The organism is Streptomyces sp. NBC_00354, from assembly GCF_036106915.1.
Classification (GTDB): Bacteria; Actinomycetota; Actinomycetes; order Streptomycetales; family Streptomycetaceae; genus Streptomyces.
On record NZ_CP107983.1, the window covers coordinates 3,846,019 to 3,862,518 of the forward strand.

Annotated in this window: 15 protein-coding genes; 4 read left to right on the forward strand and 11 right to left on the reverse strand. The window is 69.9% G+C overall.

Features of this window, described 5'->3' with window-relative positions; translation table 11 throughout:
- Positions 1–22: 22 nt before the first annotated feature.
- The 4 genes from hpt to dacB all read right to left on the reverse strand — a co-directional run bounded on the left by hpt (position 23) and on the right by dacB (position 4,686).
- Complete coding sequence (gene hpt, locus OHT74_RS17265; RefSeq protein WP_030158549.1) at positions 23–583, reverse strand: hypoxanthine phosphoribosyltransferase; 561 nt, start codon at positions 581–583, stop codon at positions 23–25.
- 65 nt (positions 584–648) lie between these two features.
- Complete coding sequence (tilS, locus tag OHT74_RS17270; RefSeq protein ID WP_328620658.1) at positions 649–1,710, reverse strand: tRNA lysidine(34) synthetase TilS; 1,062 nt, start codon at positions 1,708–1,710, stop codon at positions 649–651.
- Positions 1,711–2,031: 321 nt separating this feature from the next.
- Positions 2,032–3,159, reverse strand: a complete 1,128-nt coding sequence (locus tag OHT74_RS17275) for a zinc-dependent metalloprotease (protein WP_266665222.1) — start codon at positions 3,157–3,159, stop codon at positions 2,032–2,034.
- A gap of 48 nt (positions 3,160–3,207) precedes the next feature.
- Positions 3,208–4,686, reverse strand: a complete 1,479-nt coding sequence (gene dacB / locus OHT74_RS17280; protein WP_443047420.1) for a D-alanyl-D-alanine carboxypeptidase/D-alanyl-D-alanine endopeptidase — start codon at positions 4,684–4,686, stop codon at positions 3,208–3,210.
- Positions 4,687–4,819: 133 nt separating this feature from the next.
- Here dacB and OHT74_RS17285 point away from each other — a divergent pair, with 133 nt between their 5' ends.
- The 3 genes from OHT74_RS17285 (at position 4,820) to OHT74_RS17295 (ending at position 8,108) form a co-directional block, all read left to right on the forward strand.
- On the forward strand, positions 4,820–5,314 hold the full coding sequence (locus OHT74_RS17285) for an inorganic diphosphatase (RefSeq protein ID WP_266672831.1): 495 nt from the start codon (positions 4,820–4,822) through the stop codon (positions 5,312–5,314).
- 152 nt (positions 5,315–5,466) lie between these two features.
- On the forward strand, positions 5,467–7,107 hold the full coding sequence (locus OHT74_RS17290) for a threonine/serine ThrE exporter family protein (protein WP_328620660.1): 1,641 nt from the start codon (positions 5,467–5,469) through the stop codon (positions 7,105–7,107).
- A 275-nt stretch (positions 7,108–7,382) separates the two neighbouring features.
- Positions 7,383–8,108, forward strand: coding sequence for a hypothetical protein (locus OHT74_RS17295; RefSeq protein WP_328620661.1), 726 nt, complete (start codon positions 7,383–7,385; stop codon positions 8,106–8,108).
- Positions 8,109–8,223: 115 nt separating this feature from the next.
- Here the strand turns inward: OHT74_RS17295 and OHT74_RS17300 are convergent, their stop codons facing one another.
- From OHT74_RS17300 to OHT74_RS17325, 6 genes are all read right to left on the reverse strand, one after another.
- Positions 8,224–8,967 (reverse strand): DedA family protein, encoded by a 744-nt coding sequence (locus OHT74_RS17300; protein WP_323139564.1) that lies wholly within the window; start codon positions 8,965–8,967, stop codon positions 8,224–8,226.
- A gap of 84 nt (positions 8,968–9,051) precedes the next feature.
- Positions 9,052–9,810 (reverse strand): MerR family transcriptional regulator, encoded by a 759-nt coding sequence (locus OHT74_RS17305; protein WP_328620662.1) that lies wholly within the window; start codon positions 9,808–9,810, stop codon positions 9,052–9,054.
- An 84-nt stretch (positions 9,811–9,894) separates the two neighbouring features.
- The gene (locus tag OHT74_RS17310) at positions 9,895–10,407 is read right to left on the reverse strand and encodes a DinB family protein (protein ID WP_328620663.1); all 513 of its coding nucleotides are present in this window, start codon (positions 10,405–10,407) and stop codon (positions 9,895–9,897) included.
- An 85-nt stretch (positions 10,408–10,492) separates the two neighbouring features.
- Positions 10,493–12,574: a penicillin-binding protein 2 gene (gene mrdA / locus OHT74_RS17315; protein WP_328620664.1), complete on the reverse strand. Its 2,082-nt coding sequence runs from the start codon at positions 12,572–12,574 to the stop codon at positions 10,493–10,495.
- Positions 12,575–12,648: 74 nt separating this feature from the next.
- Positions 12,649–14,106, reverse strand: a complete 1,458-nt coding sequence (locus OHT74_RS17320) for an aldehyde dehydrogenase family protein (RefSeq protein ID WP_266665236.1) — start codon at positions 14,104–14,106, stop codon at positions 12,649–12,651.
- A gap of 89 nt (positions 14,107–14,195) precedes the next feature.
- Positions 14,196–15,074 carry a helix-turn-helix domain-containing protein gene (locus OHT74_RS17325; RefSeq protein WP_266665237.1) on the reverse strand — a complete coding sequence of 293 codons (879 nt, stop codon included), beginning with the start codon at positions 15,072–15,074 and terminating at the stop codon, positions 14,196–14,198.
- 345 nt (positions 15,075–15,419) lie between these two features.
- Between OHT74_RS17325 and OHT74_RS17330 the strand changes: the two genes are divergently transcribed.
- On the forward strand, positions 15,420–15,938 hold the full coding sequence (locus OHT74_RS17330; RefSeq protein ID WP_266665238.1) for an ATP-binding protein: 519 nt from the start codon (positions 15,420–15,422) through the stop codon (positions 15,936–15,938).
- Between the two features lie 142 nt (positions 15,939–16,080).
- Here the strand turns inward: OHT74_RS17330 and OHT74_RS17335 are convergent, their stop codons facing one another.
- Positions 16,081–16,317 (reverse strand): DUF397 domain-containing protein, encoded by a 237-nt coding sequence (locus OHT74_RS17335; RefSeq protein WP_030868010.1) that lies wholly within the window; start codon positions 16,315–16,317, stop codon positions 16,081–16,083.
- Positions 16,318–16,500: the final 183 nt, after the last annotated feature.

Below are 16,500 nucleotides of genomic sequence, written 5' to 3' on the forward strand. Positions count from 1 at the left end.
ACCCCGACCGGGGCCCGCGGCCTCAGCCGCCGTAGACGTGCGGCGCGAGGGTGCCGACGAACGGCAGGTTGCGGTACTTCTCCGCGTAGTCGAGGCCGTAGCCGACGACGAACTCGTTCGGGATGTCGAAGCCGACCCACTTCACGTCGATCGCGACCTTGGCGGCGTCGGGCTTGCGCAGCAGCGTGACGACCTCGAGCGAGGCCGGCTGGCGGGAGCCCAGGTTCGACAGCAGCCAGGACAGGGTCAGGCCCGAGTCGATGATGTCCTCGACGATCAGGACGTGCTTGTCCTTGATGTCGGTGTCCAGGTCCTTGAGGATCCGGACCACACCGGAGGACTGGGTCCCGGCGCCGTACGAGGACACCGCCATCCAGTCCATGGTGAGCGGGGTGGACAAGGCGCGTGCCAGGTCCGCCATCACCATCACCGCGCCCTTGAGGACGCCGACGATGAGCAGGTCCTTGCCCGCGTACTCCGCGTCGATCTTCGCGGCCAGCTCGGCCAGCTTCGCGTCGATCTCTTCCTTGGTGATGAGCACCGACTGGAGGTCGCTGCCCATGTCCTTCTCGTCCACCCGCATCACTTTCGTTTGCGGCCGCGGCTCCGGGGGTGCCCCCGGAGGACTCAGCCGTGTTTCAGCACCAATCAGCCCTGCCGGATGACAAGTCTGCCACCCTGCCGCTGGGCCTCGACCCGGCCGGGCAGGTTGATGGCACCCTGGCCCCGCCATCCGGTGATGAGTCGGTCCACTTCCTCGATGTGACGGGCAAAGAGGGAGCCCGCCGGGGAACCGGCCGCTACCACGGCCCTGCGCAGCACGCGACGGCGGACGGCCGGGGGCAGGGCGTAGAGCTTGGCGCACTCCAGACGGCCGTCCGCGTCCCGTACGCCGGCCTCGGCCTCGACGGCCCAGGCGTCGAGGGCGTCGGCGTCGTCGCGGGACAGCTGGGCGGTGCGGGCCAGCGCCTCGACCACGCCCTTGCCCAGCGCCTTCTCGAGGGCGGGCAGTCCCTCGTGGCGGAGCCGGGAGCGGGTGTAGGCGGGGTCGATGTTGTGCGGGTCGTCCCAGACCGGCAGGGACTGGACCATGCAGGCCTTGCGGGCGGTCTGCCGGTCGACCTGGAGGAAGGGGCGGCGGTAGCGGTGGCTGCGGCCGGGGCCGCCGGAAACTTCGGCCATGCCGGACAGCGAGCGGATGCCGGAGCCACGGGCGAGCCCCAGCAGGACGGTTTCGGCTTGATCGTCCCGGGTGTGGCCGAGCAGTACGGCGGCGGCGCCGAGGCGGTCGGCGGCCTCGTCCAGGGCGGCGTAGCGGGCGTCGCGGGCGGCGGCCTCGGGTCCGCCCCCGCGGCCGACGCGCACGGCGACGGACTCCACCGGGTCGAGGCGGAGTGCGGTCATGCGGGTGACGACCTCGGCGGCGCGCAGGTCGGAGCCCACCTGGAGTCCGTGGTCGACGGTGATGCCGCCGGCCCGGATGCCGAGTTTGGGCGCCTCGAAGGCGAGGGCCGAGGCGAGCGCCATGGAGTCGGCGCCGCCGGAGCAGGCGACGAGTACGAGTGGCGGGGAGCCGGCCGCGGGGGCGGGGGTCCCCCCGGGCGGAGCCGTGGAGAGGCCGGCGGGACGGTCGGTGAGGTCGGTGAGGACGTCGTGGAGTACGCGGCGGACCGCCAGGCGTATCGCCGCGACCGCAGGATGGGGACCCATGTCCGGTGCCCTTCGGTGGAGTTCGGATGCCTCGGAGGCTTCCCCCGGCCGACGCCGGGAGGTGCCCCCATGGGGTGTGGTGCTGGAACGGCTGCTGTTCGGTGCTGTTCGACGCTGCCCGGTGCCCCGGCCCCGTGAGGAGCCCCCGCCGGGAGCCCCCGCGAGATGAAGGGGTTGTCACTCAGAGTGCGTCGATGGTGACAGAACCGAGCCGTTCCCTGAGCATCGCACGGCCTTCCACGCCTCACGGTCCCTCGGACGGGTGACGCTGCTTCCCCCAGTGAGACATGTTTACGCCCCCTGAGTCACTCCCCTTCGCCTCTATTCGCCCTTGCGATGCACGCGCGCGACCCAGTCCGCGGGCTTGGCGATCTCCGCCTTGGTCGGCAGCGTGTTCGGCGAGGTCCAGACCCGGTTGAAGCCGTCCATGCCGACCTGGCCGACGACGGCCCGTACGAAGCGCTCGCCGTCGCGGTACTGGCGCAGCTTGGCGTCGAGCCCCAGCAGCTTGCGCAGCGCGCCGTCGAGGCGGCCCGCGCCGCTGGCCCGGCGCTGCTGGAACTTCTCCCGGATCTCGGCTACCGAGGGCACCACCGCGGGGCCGACCCCGTCCATGACGTAGTCGGCGTGGCCCTCCAGCAGGGACATGACGGCGGTCAGCCGGCCGAGCACCTCGCGCTGCTCGGGGGTCTGGACGAGCTCGACCAGGGAGCGGCCCTCGTCGCCCTGCTCGGTGTCGGGGCGGGCGCCGGCGAAGGACTGGGCGGCCTCGCGCAGCCGCTCGAGGATGGTCGCCGGGTCCACCTCGGTGGCGCCGAGGAACGTCTGGATCTCGCCCTCGAGGTGGTCGCGGAGCCAGGGCACGGCCGTGAACTGCGTACGGTGCGTCTCCTCGTGCAGGCAGACCCACAGCCGGAAGTCGTGCGGGCGCACGTCCAGCTCGCGCTCGACGTGCACGATGTTCGGGGCGACGAGCAGCAGCCGGCCGCCGCCTGCGGCCGAGCCCGGCAGGTCGCGGCCGGCCGGGGCGAAGGTCTCGTACTGGCCGAGCACGCGGGAGGCCAGGAAGCTGAGCAGCATGCCGAGTTCGACGCCGGTGACCTTGCCGCCGACCGCGCCGAGGACGGCGCCGCCGGGGGCGCCGGCGCGTCGGTCCTGCATCTTGCCGAGGAGGGGCGCGAGGAGCTCGCGGAAGCCGGCCACGTTGGCCTTGACCCAGCCGGCCCGGTCGACGACGAGGACGGGGGTGTCGGGGACGGCCGCGCCCTCGGGGATCATCCGGGTGAACTCGCGCACGTGGCGTTCGGAGGTCCTGGCATGCCTGCGCAGTTCCGCCACCACGGCCCGGGCCTCGTCACGGCTGACCTCGGGACCCGGCCGGACCAGCCGGGTCGCGGTCGCCACCGCGAGATTCCAGTCGACCATCTCGGCACCACCGATGCTCGTCATGCGTCAACGGTACGTGGACCAGCGCCGATGCGGAGCCCCCCGGAATCGCTACGAGGCGCGGGCGACGGCGGCGGCGAGTTTGTCGAGGCCCTTCTCCGCGGCCCCCGCGTCGGTGGTGTTCGCGGTCAGGAACGCGAAGGCGAGGAGTCGGCCGGAGGGGTCGACGACGGTCCCGGCGAGGGAGTTCACCCCGTTCAGGGTGCCCGTCTTGGCCCTGACGAGGCCGGCGGCCGGGGAGCTGCCGGCGTTGCGGCTGCGCAGGGTCCCGGTGAATCCGGCGACGGGCAGTCCGGTGAGCACGGGCCGCAGCTCCGGCCGCTGCGGGTCGGCGGCCTTGGTCAGGAGCCCCGTCAGCAGGCTGGTGTTGATCTTGTCGGCGCGGCCCAGGCCGCTGCCGTCGGCGAAGCGGGCGCCGGAGGTGTCGATGCCGAGGGCGGTGAGCCGGTCCTTGACGGCCTTCTCGGCGCCCTCGAAGCTGGCGGGCTGCCCGGAGGCGAGGGCGGTCTGGCGGGCCAGGACCTCGGCGATGTCGTTGTCGCTGTTGGTCAGCATCCGCTCGACGAGCCCGGCGAGCGGGGTGGAGAGGGTGGTGGCGAGCGGCTGGGCGCCGGCGGGCGCCTTGGCCTTGGCGGGGTCGGCGGTGACCTTGATGCCGCGTTCCTTGAGGAGGGCGGCGAAGGAGCGGGCGGTCTCCTGGGCGGGGTCCTCGACCCGCTCGACGGGGCCGGAGGTGGAGTCGTCCGGGCGGCCCTCGTCCGCCGCCAGGGCCGTGACCAGCGCGATGTTGGGGTTCTCGCCGATCGGGTGGAGGGCGGGCCCGGTGAAGAGGGTGTCGTCGTAGCCGAGCCGCACGCTGTCGGTGCCGGCGGCCTTGAGGGCTTGGGCGGTGTCGGCGGCGAGCGCGACGAGGCTGCCGCCGGATCCGGCGGGGCTCTTCTTCTTGGCGGTGAGGGAGGGGTCGCCGCCGCCGACCAGGACGATCTCCCCGGGGCCGGCGCCGGGGGCCACGGTGGTCCGGATCCGGTGCTCGGGGCCGAGCGCGGCCAGCGCGGCCGTCGCGGTGGCGATCTTGGTGGTGGAGGCGGGGGTCATGGCCTCGCGCGACCCGGACTCGAAGAGCACCTGGCCGGTGGCGGTGTCGACGACCGAGGCGGTACGGACCGTCCCGAGCGCGGGGTCGGCGAGGAGCGGCCGCAGGGCCGCGGCGAGCCGCCCGGGATCCGTGGCCGCGACCCCGCTCCCGGCCTTGAGCGCGACGCCCGGCCCGATCCCCGGGAGCACCCCGGGGGCACTGGGCGCGGCCTGCGGCAGGGCCCCGCCGCCGTGGTCCGCACCGTGATCTGCGCCACCCGTAAGGCCCCAGGAGGCGGCCCTGTCCCGCTCGGCCTTACGCTGGCCGGAGTCCCAAGGACCGGCAGCGGCCACCGCAGCCACCGACAGGGCGAGGCCGGCGACGGCCGACACCGCGATGAGCTGCCACGTCTTGACCAATGGCACCTCGGACCAGCCCCTTTCGCGATCACACATATGCGTGAGGGACACTTAACCACTGCGTCTTGCCGCGAGCATGGCACCCCACCAGGCAGAGCTGGGCCGGTCGTGCACGCAGGTGAATCAACGCAGTCTCGAAGCAATGAAGCTGATCATGGAGGAGCAGGACGTGGAGTTCGACGTCACCATCGAGATCCCCAAGGGTTCGCGGAACAAGTACGAGGTGGACCACGAGACCGGCCGGATCCGCCTGGACCGTCGCCTCTTCACCTCGACCAGCTACCCGGCCGACTACGGCTTCGTCGAGAACACCCTCGGCGAGGACGGCGACCCGCTGGACGCGCTGGTCATCCTGGACGAGCCGACCTTCCCGGGCTGCCTCATCAAGTGCCGCGCGATCGGCATGTTCAACATGACGGACGAGGCGGGCGGCGACGCCAAGCTGCTGTGCGTGCCGGCCTCCGACCCGCGCGTCGAGCACCTGCGCGACATCCACCACGTGTCCGAGTTCGACCGCCTGGAGATCCAGCACTTCTTCGAGGTCTACAAGGACCTGGAGCCGGGCAAGTCGGTCGAGGGCGCGAACTGGGTCGGCCGCGCCGAGGCCGAGGCCGAGATCGAGGCCTCGTACAAGCGCCTCGAGGCGCAGGGCGGGCACCACTGAATCCGCTGAGTCCGCTCAGCCGGTAACAGGCTCGAACACGACGGGCGGTACCCCTTCATCGAGGGGGTACCGCCCGTTCGTCATCTGGTTTCGCCGGGGACGAATGGGTTCCGCATACTGGTACCCCCGGGTGATCACGGACTGGAGGACGCGTGGCGGAGGCCGATGGGGCCGAGGACAGGAAGCCTCAGTCCGACGAAGCGCACAGCGCCTTCGCAGCCCCGCCCGGGATGGAGCCGGAGGTTCCCGAGGAGGACCAGCCCACCTCGGAGTTCGTCCGTCCGGCAGGGGCCGAAACGGTGCAGCCGGAGCCCGAGGGCTCCGCCTTCGCGCCCCCGGCCACCTACAGCGGCCGGCTGTCCCCGCCCGCCTACACCCCCGGCCAGGGCTTCCCCGTCTCCCTGATGAAGGAATCCCCCTGGCAGGACCGCATGCGCACCATGCTGCGCATGCCGGTCGACGTGCGGCCCGTCCCGGAGGCCGTGCACAAGCACAGCGAGACCGGGCCCGCCGTGGGCCGCGTACTCGACCTGACCCTGCGCATCGGCGAGCTGCTGCTCGCGGGCGGCGAGGGCGCCGAGGACGTGGAGGCCGCGATGTTCGCGGTCGCCCGCTCCTACGGGCTGGACCGCTGCGAGCCCACGGTCACCTTCACGCTGCTGTCGATCACCCACCAGCCCTCCCTCGTCGACGACCCGGTCTCGGCGAGCCGGACCGTGCGCCGCCGCGGTACCGACTACACCCGCCTGGCCGCCGTCTACCAGCTGGTCGACGACATCAGCGCGCACGAGATCGAGCTCTCGCTGGAGGAGGCCTACCGGCGCCTGGCCGAGATCCGCCGCAACCGGCACCCGTACCCCTCCTGGGTCCTCACGGCCGCCGCCGGGCTGCTCGCCGGGGCCGCCTCCACCCTGGTCGGCGGTGGCGTGGTCGTCTTCTTCGCGGCCGCGATCGGGGCGATGCTCGGCGACCGGCTGGCCTGGCTGTGCGCCGGGCGCGGGCTGCCGGAGTTCTACCAGTTCGTGGTCGCGGCGATGCCGCCCGCCGCGATCGGCGTGGCCCTGAAGCTGGCCGAGACCGACGTGCGCGCCTCCGCGGTGATCACCGGCGGGCTGTTCGCGCTGCTGCCCGGGCGGGCCCTGGTCGCAGCCGTGCAAGACGGCCTGACCGGCTTCTACATCACCGCTTCCGCCCGGCTGCTGGAGGTCATGTACCTCTTCATCGGCATCATCATGGGCGTGCTGGTCGTGCTGTACCTCGGGCTCCAGCTCGGCGCCGCGCCGAAGCCGGAGGAGGTCCTCCAGATCACCCAGCGGCCGCTGATCCAGATCGCGGCCTCGATGGTGCTGGTGTTCACGTTCGCGATCCTGCTCCAGCAGGAACGTTCCACCGTGGGGATCGTGACGCTGAACGGCGGGGTCGCCTGGGTGACCTTCGGGGCCCTGCACTACGCGGGCGGCATCCCGCCCGTGCCCTCCACGGCCATCGCCGCCGGGCTGGTCGGCCTGTTCGGCCAGCTCTTCTCCCGCTACCGCTTCGCGTCGGCCCTGCCGTACACGACGGCAGCCATCGGCCCGCTGCTGCCGGGCTCGGCGACGTACTACGGGCTGCTGCTGATCGCCGAGAACCGGCTGAACGAGGGCCTCGGCTCGCTGGTGAACGCCGCCGCCATCGCGCTGGCCATCGCGATCGGGGTCAACCTCGGCTCCGAGACCTCGCGGCTGTTCATGCGGATCCCGGGCGCCGCCAGCGCCGCCAAGCGCCGCGCGGCGAAGCGGACCCGCGGCTTCTAAGGCCCTTTTCGTCAAGCTGATCACTCGACGGCATTCCGGTTTTCTGGATGCCGTCGCCGCGGCATGGGCGCCTTTCCGGAAAACCGCAGTGCGGGTTCCGCGGATTCAACAAATGCGTCAATCCGACCTGTCAAGTCCCGAATTCCCGGGACGTGTCCTCGTGCGCCGACCCGCGCTTACTTGAGGCACGGGCCGACCAGTTTCTGACATCCCGGCACCGGCCGGACCAGCGCCGGAGCCGGGATCCACCCCTCTCGACGCACAAGGAGAATCCCATGCCCAAGACAGCCTTGACCCGGCATTTCGTGACGTTGGCGACGACGACCGCCCTAGCGGCCGGAGTCGTGGCGCTGCCCGCGAGCGCATTCGCCGCGACGCCGCACAAGACTGCCACAGTCAGTCACACCAACCTTGTCAACGACAAGAATGACGGCCGTAACAAGAACCGCAACGGAAAAGAGAACAGCAACAAGCACGGGAAGGGAAAGGGGAAGGGGAGCGGCGGGCACAATAAGCAGCCGGCGCCGCCGAAGCTGCCCTTGCCGCTGCCGCCGCTTCCGGGCCTGCCGGTTCCCAAGCTGCCGCTGCCGGTGCCTCCGGTACCGAAGTTCCCGCTGCCGGTGCCTCCGAAGCTGCCCATCCCGCTGCCCCCGGTACCCAAGTTCCCGATCCCGGTACCGAAGATCCCGCTGCCGCTGCCCCCGATACCGAAGTTCCCGCTGCCGCTGCCTCCGGTACCCAAGTTCCCGATCCCGGTGCCGAAGATCCCGCTGCCGCTGCCTCCGGTACCGAAGTTCCCGCTGCCGGTGCCTCCGAAGCTGCCGATCCCGCTGCCCCCGGTACCCAAGCTGCCCATCCCGCTGCCGCCCGTACCCAAGCTGCCCATCCCGCTGCCGCCCGTACCCAAGCTGCCCATCCCGGTGCCGCCGCTGCCCAAGCTGCCCATCCCACTGCCCAAGATCCCGAACCCGCTGCCGATCCCGCTGCCCTGGCCCTTCTGATCGCTACCGCGACGGTTCAGGCTGACCGCAGGACCGACGGCAAAAGCCCGAGGGCGGGCACCCGTGAGGGTGCCCGCCCTCGGCACGTAAGGCGGTCGGATTCCCGGAGTGCGGTCTACCGCTTGGCGTGGCGGCGGCGCTCGCCGCCGGCGGACGCCGCATCGGAGCCGCCGCCGTTCGCCTTGGCCTCCTTGCGGGCCTTCAGCACCTCGAAGATCACCGGGATGAGCGAGAGGAGGACGATCAGGACGAGGATCGCCTCGACGTTGGTCTTGATGAAGTCGATCTGGCCGAGCCAGAAGCCCGCGACCGTGAGCCCCGCACCCCAGGCGATGCCGCCGATGACGTTGTACGTCAGGAACGTGCGGTACTTCATCGAGCCGGCGCCCGCGACCATCGGGGCGAACGTACGGACGATCGGCACGAAGCGGGCGAGCACGATGGCCTTCGGGCCGTGCTTGTCCATGAACTCGTGCGCCTTGTCCAGATTCTCCCGCTTGAAGAGTTTCGACTTCGGCCGGTTGAAGAGCTTCGGCCCGAAGACCTTGCCGATCATGTACCCGACCTGGTCACCGACGATCGCGGCGACCGAGATCAGGGTGCAGACCAGCCACAGCGGCTGCTTGATGTACTCGCCGTTCGCGACCAGCAGGCCCGCCGTGAACAGCAGGGAGTCGCCGGGCAGGAAGGCGAACAGTCCGGACTCCGCGAAGACGATGACCAGGATGCCGATCAGGCCGTAGTGCGAGATCAGATAGTCCGGGGACAGCCACTCAGGGGCGAGCGCAAGCGTGTACACGAGTTCCGGGCTCTCCTGGATCGGGGTATCGCGGCGGGCGTCCGAGGGTGCATCGGACATGACGGCGGTTTCAATTATCAACGCACAGGACCCCCTCCCGGTTCCAGTCACCGGGAGGGGGCCGTGTGGGGAACATCCGGCTGTCTACACGTTGCGGACGGCGTTCGCGAGGATCGCGTCCCGTACGAACACCGCCAGACCGGAACGGACCGTGTCGTAGTAGGCCGTGAACCGCTCGTCCGCGACGTACATCTCACCCAGGCACGTGTGCATCTCGTGCGAGCAGGTGTAGCAGTGCCGGCCGATCCAGCCGCGGTGCTCCTCGGCCACGTCCATGGCCGCGTCGGATTCCGCGGACGCACCGGCGTCCAGCAGCTCGGCGAACCGCCGGTTGATCTCGTCCGCCTCGGCCTGGAAGCGTTTCCAGTCTTCCTTCGTGAAGGTGGCCGCCCGGCGGGCGGACTCCTTGTACGCGTCCGTGCCGCCCCAGCGCTGGTGCGCCTCGTCCGCGTACCGGTCGGGGTCGAAGTCCCCGAAGACCTCGAACTTCTCCTCGGGCGTGAGGTTGATGCCCATTCTCTCTGCCTCCATGGCGTGCTCCACGGCCTCGGCCATCTGCTGGAGCCGGGCGATCCGGTCGGACAGGAGGGCATGCTGCCGGCGCAGGTGCTCCCTCGGGTTCGACTCCGGATCGTCCAGCAGGACCGCGACCTCTTCGAGCGGGAAGCCGAGCTCCCGGTAGAACAGGATCCGCTGCAGCCGGTCGAGGTCGGCGTCGTCGTAACGCCGGTGCCCCGCGCCGCTGCGGGTGCTCGGGGAGAGCAGGCCGATCTCGTCGTAGTGGTGCAGGGTGCGCACCGTGACTCCGGCGAATCCGGCGACCTGTCCCACGGAGTAGCTCATCGCTCCCGCTCCTCTGGTTGGGTACGCCCTTCACTCTGAGTCCTCACGCCGCGTGAGGTGCAAGTCCGCCGCCGGGGCTACGGGCTATCCCATGGCCTTGGTGCCGTCGATGGACTCCCGGATGACGTCCGCGTGGCCCGCGTGCCGCGCGAACTCCTCCACCAGGTGCAGCAGCATCCAGCGCATCGAGACCTTGCCGTTCTCGGGGAACCAGGGCGCCTGCGGCAGCGGGAAGGTCTCGTCGAGGCTGGGCAGGTCCCGGACGAAGGCCGTCAGCTCTGCCGTGACGCCCTCCCAGAAGGCCTGGACGGACGGGACGGTCTCGGCCCCCACGAGGAGGAAGGCCTCGCCCCACGCCTCACGGTCGCGCTGGATCTCGTTGGGCCGCTGCTGCGCCAGACGCAGCCAGCCCAGCTCGACCTCGGCGACGTGCTTGAGCAGCCCGGACAGCGACAGCTCGCTGGCGCTGGGACGGCTCGCCGCCTGCTCCTCGGTGAGTCCGGCCAGCGATTCACGGATCGCCGTGCGCTGGGATTCGACGAAGAGCAGGAGCGTGCCGCGCTCGTCGCCCGGGATCTCTTCGGAGAGGTGAGCCATGACCTACCGCCTTTTCCGTGGGTCTTCCTGCTGACAAGAACGACGGTACGGGGGATTGAGGTCAGCTTCTGTCCTCAATCCCGGCTCAATTTCCGGCGTCGTCGGGGCGGATCGCCGGCAGGGCCGTCTGCGGCTTCGGGAGCAGGGCCTTGGACAGGTCCTGGCTGCCCTTCTCGTCGAGCCCGTACATCGCCTCGTAGATCTTGCGCACCGCCGGCCCGGAGGCCCCCGAGCCCGTACCGCCCTGGGAGATCGTCATGACGATCGAGTAGTCCTCGGTGTACGAGGCGAACCACGAGGTGGTCTGCTTGCCCTGGACCTCCGCGGTGCCCGTCTTCGCGTGCATCGGGATCTGCTTCTGCGGCCAGCCGCCGAACCGCCAGGCCGCGCTGCCCGTGGTGGCCACCGCGGCGAGCGCGCCGTCGATGTCGTCGCGCAGCTCCGCGTCCATGGGCAGCCTGCCCTGCTCCTTGGGCCCGATCTCCTTGACCGAGGTTCCGTCGGCGCTGACGATCGCCTTGCCGACGCTCGGCTGGTGCATCGTGCCGCCGTTGGCGATGGCCGCGTAGATCGACGCCATCTGTATCGGGGTGACGAGGGTGTCGCCCTGGCCGATCGAGTAGTTGATCGCGTCGCCCTCGCGGAGCTGGTTGCCCTGGCGGCAGTTCTCGTACGCGATCTTCTCGGCGTACGAGCCGTCCTTCTTGCCGTCCCGGCACCAGGCGGCCTTGTTCGCCTCGAAGAAGTCCTTCTTCCACTGGCGGTCGGGGACCCGGCCGTTCACCTCGTTCGGCAGGTCGATGCCGGTCGCCTTGCCCAGGCCGAACTCGTGGGCCGTCTTGAGGAACCAGTCGCCCGGGTCCTTCCTGGGGTTGATCCCGCCGTCCTTCTTCCACTCCTTGTCCGCGAGGGCGTAGTAGACGGTGTCGCAGGAGACCTCGAGGGCCCGTCCGATGGTGATGTCGCCGTAGCCCTGCGACTCGAAGTTGGTGAAGGTCTGGCTGCCCACCGAGTACGAGCTGGGGCAGCCGTACCGCCCGTTGAAGGGGTACCCGGCGTTCACCGCGGCGGTCGAGGAGACGACCTTGAAGATCGAGCCCGGGGCCGCCTGGCCCTGGATCGCGCGGTTGAGCAGCGGGTAGTTGGAGTCCTTGTCGGTGAGGGACGCGTAGTCCTTGGCGGAGATGCCGCCGACCCACGCGTTCGGGTCGTAGGTCGGGTTGGAGGCCATCGCGACGATGCGGCCCGTCTTGGCCTCCATGACGACGACCGCGCCCGAGTCGGCCTCGTAGTTCTTGCGCGTGTTCTTGTCGTACCCCTTGCGGGCCTCGATCATCGCGTTGTTCAGCTCGCGCTCGGCCACGGCCTGCACGCGCGAGTCGATCGAGGTGACGACGTTCGAGCCGGGCGTCGGCTTGTCGGCCTGCGCCTGCCCGATGACCCGCCCGAGGTTGTCCACCTCGTAGCGCGTGATGCCCGCCTTGCCGCGCAGCTCCTTGTCGTACGTGCGCTCCAGGCCGGAGCGGCCCACCTGGTCGGAGCGCAGGTACGGGGAGTCGGTCTTCTTGGCCTTGGTGATCTCCGGGTCGGTGACCGGCGAGAGGTAGCCCAGCACCTGCGAGGTGTTGGCCCCGTCGGGGCCGGCGTAGCGGCGCAGGGCGGTCGGCTCGGCGGTGATGCCGGGGAACTGCTCGGCGTGCTCCCTTATCTCCAGCACCTGGTCCGTGGTCGCCTCGTCGGTGACGGGGATCGGCTGGTACGGGGAGCCGTTCCAGCACGGCTTGGGCGTCTTGGCGTCGCACAGCCGGACGCTGTTGACCACGTCCTCGGGGTTGAGGCCCAGGACGCCGGCGAGCCGGGTCAGGACGCCCTTGCCCTTGTCCTTCATCCTGGTGAGGTCGGTACGGCTGGCGGAGACGACCATGCGCGTCTCGTTGTCGGCGAGCGGGACCCCGCGGGAGTCCAGGATCGAGCCGCGCACCGCGGGCTGGACGACCTGCTGGGTGTGGTTGTTCTTCGCCTCGTCCGTGTACTCCTCGCCGTTGCGCACCTGGAGGTACCAGAGGCGCCCGCCGAGGGTGAGCAGCAGCGAGAAGACGACCACCTGTATGACGACCAGGCGGTTCTGGACCCGGGGCGTACGCCCCGTCTCCGGAATGTTGCTCAACTCAGGTCTCCCCCGGAACGCTGCCTGCCGCTGACTCGCACGAGTCTAGAGCGAGCTCGGAAGGGGAAACGCGGTCAGAAGGGGAAACTCGTCCGGCCGTGCTGGACCGAGATCCACTTCTGGGTGGTGAACGCCTCGATCGTGGCCTCGCCGTTCAGCCGGCCCAGGCCCGAGGACTTCTCCCCGCCGAACGCGGCGAGCGGCTCGTCCCCGATGGTCGAGTCGTTGACGTGGATCATGCCGGTCTCGATCCGCTGCGCGAACCGTACGCCGCGCTCCACGTCCCGCGTGTGCACGGCGCCGCTCAGCCCGTACGGGGTCGCGTTGGTCAGCCGTACGGCCTCGTCCTCGCCGTCGAAGACCACCAGCAGCGCCACGGGGCCGAAGATCTCCTGGCCGAGCAGCGGGGAGTCCTCGGGGAGACCGGCCAGCACGGTCGGCTCGACCAGGTTGCCGCGCGTAGATCCGCGGACGAGGGCCTGCGCCCCGGATTCCACGGCCTGGTCCACGAGCGCGGTCAGGGCGTCGGCCTGGAAGGAGTTGATCAGCGGGCCGATGTGGGTGTCCGCCTCGTGGGGGTCGCCGGTCTTCAGGCTCCGCACCCGGGCGGTGAACTTCTCGGTGAACTCCTCCGCGACCGAGACGTCCACGAGGATCCGGTTGGCGGCCATGCAGACCTGGCCCTGGTAGACGAAGCGGCTGAAGACGGCCGCGTCCACCGCGTAGTCGAGGTCGGCGTCGTCGAGGACGACGAGGGCACTGTTGCCGCTGAGCTCCAGGACCGTCCGCTTGAAGTGCCGGGCGGCGACGGAGCCGACGTGCCGGCCGACCCGGTCGGAGCCGGCGAAGGAGATGACCTTCGGGACGGGGTGCGTGAGGAGCGCGTCGCCTATCTCGGCGATGTCGGTGACCAGCACGTTGAGGAGCCCGGCCGGCAGGCCCGCGTCCTCGAAGATCTTGGCTATGACCCCGCCGCCGACCACGGGTGCGTTCTGGTTCGGCTTGATCACCACCGCGTTGCCCAGCGCCAGGGCCGGGGCGACCGACTTCAGGGTGACCAGGAACGGGAAGTTGAAGGGGCTGATCACGGTGACGACGCCGACCGGGAGGCGCTGGACCCGGTTCTCCTTGCCCTCGACCGGCGAGGCGAGGATCCGGCCCTCGGGGCGGATGGCGAGCTGGATCGACTCGCGGATGAACTCCTTGGCGAGGTGGACCTCGTACTCGGCCTTGGGACGCGTCCCGCCGAGCTCGTCGATCATCGCCTCGATGATCTCCTTCTCGCGCTCCTCGGTGATCCGCAGGGCGCGTTCCAGGACGGCGCGTCTGGTGTACCCGCTGGTGGCGGCCCACTCTCTCTGGGCGCGCTCGGCGCCGAGGTAGGCCCGGTCCACCTGCTCGACGGTGGCCACGGTGATGGCCGCGAGCTTCTCCCCGTTGTACGGGTTGACGTCGATGATGTCCCACGAACCGGTGCCGGCCAGCCATTCGCCGTCGATGTACTGGTGAGCCAGGTCGTCGAATATGGACATGCCATCCCTTACTGCGAGCGCGCACCCGTGCGCTGCACCGGAGACCGATCGGTCATCATGCACTGATCAGACGTCATACTACGTGCGAATCAAGACAGTTGGAGCAGGCCGCGGAGAAGATCCCGGGTCCGGTCGGGGTCGGGGCAGTCGGCCTGAAGCCGCTCCATCGCCCGTTCGTACTGCGCCACTTCCTCGTCTTTGTCCAGGTAGAGGGCACTGGTGAGCTGTTCCAGATAGACGATGTCCTGGAGGTCGGACTCCGGGAAGCGCAGCAGCGTGAAGGCTCCGCTTTCGCCGGCATGGCCGCCGAAGGAGAACGGCATCACCTGAAGCTGCACGTTGGGTCGCTGGGAGACCTCGATGAGATGCTCCAACTGGCCGCGCATGACCTCGCGGTCGCCGTACGGGCGGCGCAGCGCGGCCTCGTCGAGCACGGCGTGGAAGACCGGGGCGCTCTCGGAGACGAGCGCCTTCTGGCGCTCGAGGCGCAGCGCGACGCGGCGGTCGATCTCGGCCTTCGTGGCGCCGGGCATGCCGCGGCTGACGACGGCCTGGGCGTACGCCTCGGTCTGCAACAGGCCGTGGACGAACTGGACTTCGTAGATCCGGATGAGCGAGGCCGCGCCCTCCAGGCCGATGTACGTCTGGAACCACCCGGGCAGCACGTCGCCGTAACTGTGCCACCAGCCAGCCGCGTTGGCCTCGCGGACCAGTCCCAGCAGGGACTCCCGCTCCGCGCCGTCCGTGACTCCGTAGAGCGTGAGGAGGTCCTCCACGTCCCTTGCCTTGAAGCTCACCCTTCCCAACTCCAAGCGGCTGATCTTCGATTCGGATGCGCGGATCGAGTAGCCGGCCGCCTCACGGGTGATGCCGCGGGATTCTCGGAGTCGCCTGAGCTGAGAGCCCAGGAGGATGCGGCGCACCACAGAACCGCTTGCTTCTGCGGTCACTAGTCCAGCCCTCCCCATCGCCATGTGTACGCGTGGTCTGCGCGTGATGTGCGTCGCCGGGGCCCCCGCACCCCAGGCCCCGCAGTCTGCCACCAAAACGCATCGGTCCGTACTCGTTCTGTAACGGAATCCCACCTGCCGGAAAAGAAGTCCGTAAGTATGCGTAGGAAGAAATGAGCAAGAACCATCACGGGAGTGGACAGGTCCGGCGCGTGCACGTGCATCTGCCCTTGCATCCAGCTTCTGCATTCGGAACGATGGTGCCGCGCACCTGCGTGCTCTTCGCGCCGGCGCCGGACCCACCCCGCAGTTCTTTCTGGACGGAGCGCGCCGCTCCGCCCGCGAATCCCGGGAGTGCCTCGCATGGGGACGAATGGATCGACCATGCTCGAGCCGTTACGGCAGGGGCTGCCCCCGGTCGACCCCACGGCTGTCTCCGGGTCCGCCTCCTGCGCTCTGCCCGCCCGCTTCGAGGCGGTGCGGGGCGCCCGTTCGTTCACCCGGTCCACCCTGTCCCAGTGGAGCCTCGACGACCGCTTCGACGACGTGGCCCTGGTGGTCTCCGAACTCGTCACGAACGCGCTGCGCCATGCCCTGCCCGAGGACACCAGGCCGGCGACCGGCGGCGCGGGCGAGCCGGAGGCCTCGGTACGGCTGCACCTGATGCGGTGGAGCACCCGGCTGGTGTGCGCGGTTCGGGACCCCAGCGAGGACCGGCCGGGCGGGTCGTTCGCGCCTGAGCGGACGCAGGAGAACTGCGACCTGGAGTCGGGGCGCGGGCTGTTCCTCGTGGACGCGTACAGCGACAGCTGGGGCTGGCACCCGCTCGCGGGACGGCTGACCGGCAAGGTGGTCTGGGCGCTTTTCATGCTCCACGAATAGGCAGCGGACTGTCCGCGGGCACACACGGGCATACGACGACTGGCCGGGGTTGATCATTTCGATCAGTCCCGGCCAGTGCACGTGCATGGCTTGATCGGTGCGCCGTTCCTCGGAGCGATCAGGCGGTGTGCCGATCGGTCGATCAGGCGATCAGGTGGTCGAACTCGCCGTCCTTGACGCCCAGCAGCAGCGCCTCTATCTCGGCCGGCGTGTAGACGAGCGCGGGCCCGTCCGGAAAGCGCGAGTTGCGCATGGCGACAGCTCCACCCGGCAGCTTGGCGAACTCCACACAGGAACCTTGCGAGTTGCTGTGTCTGCTCTTCTGCCAGGTCACTCCGTCGAGTTCTGCAGCTGCCATCCCGTTGTACGCGTGGTCCACAGGAAGCCCCCGATAGTGCAGATGTCAACTGCACCGGATCATAGCTGTGTTCATAAGCGCATGCATGGGCAGATGCACGTGCACGCAGAGGGTGCTCTCCCGATCACTGTCAGGGAAGAACTCGGGTGGATCAGGGGCGAATCAGACCCTTATAAGGACTGGATCAAGGCGGAGCAGGAGTCG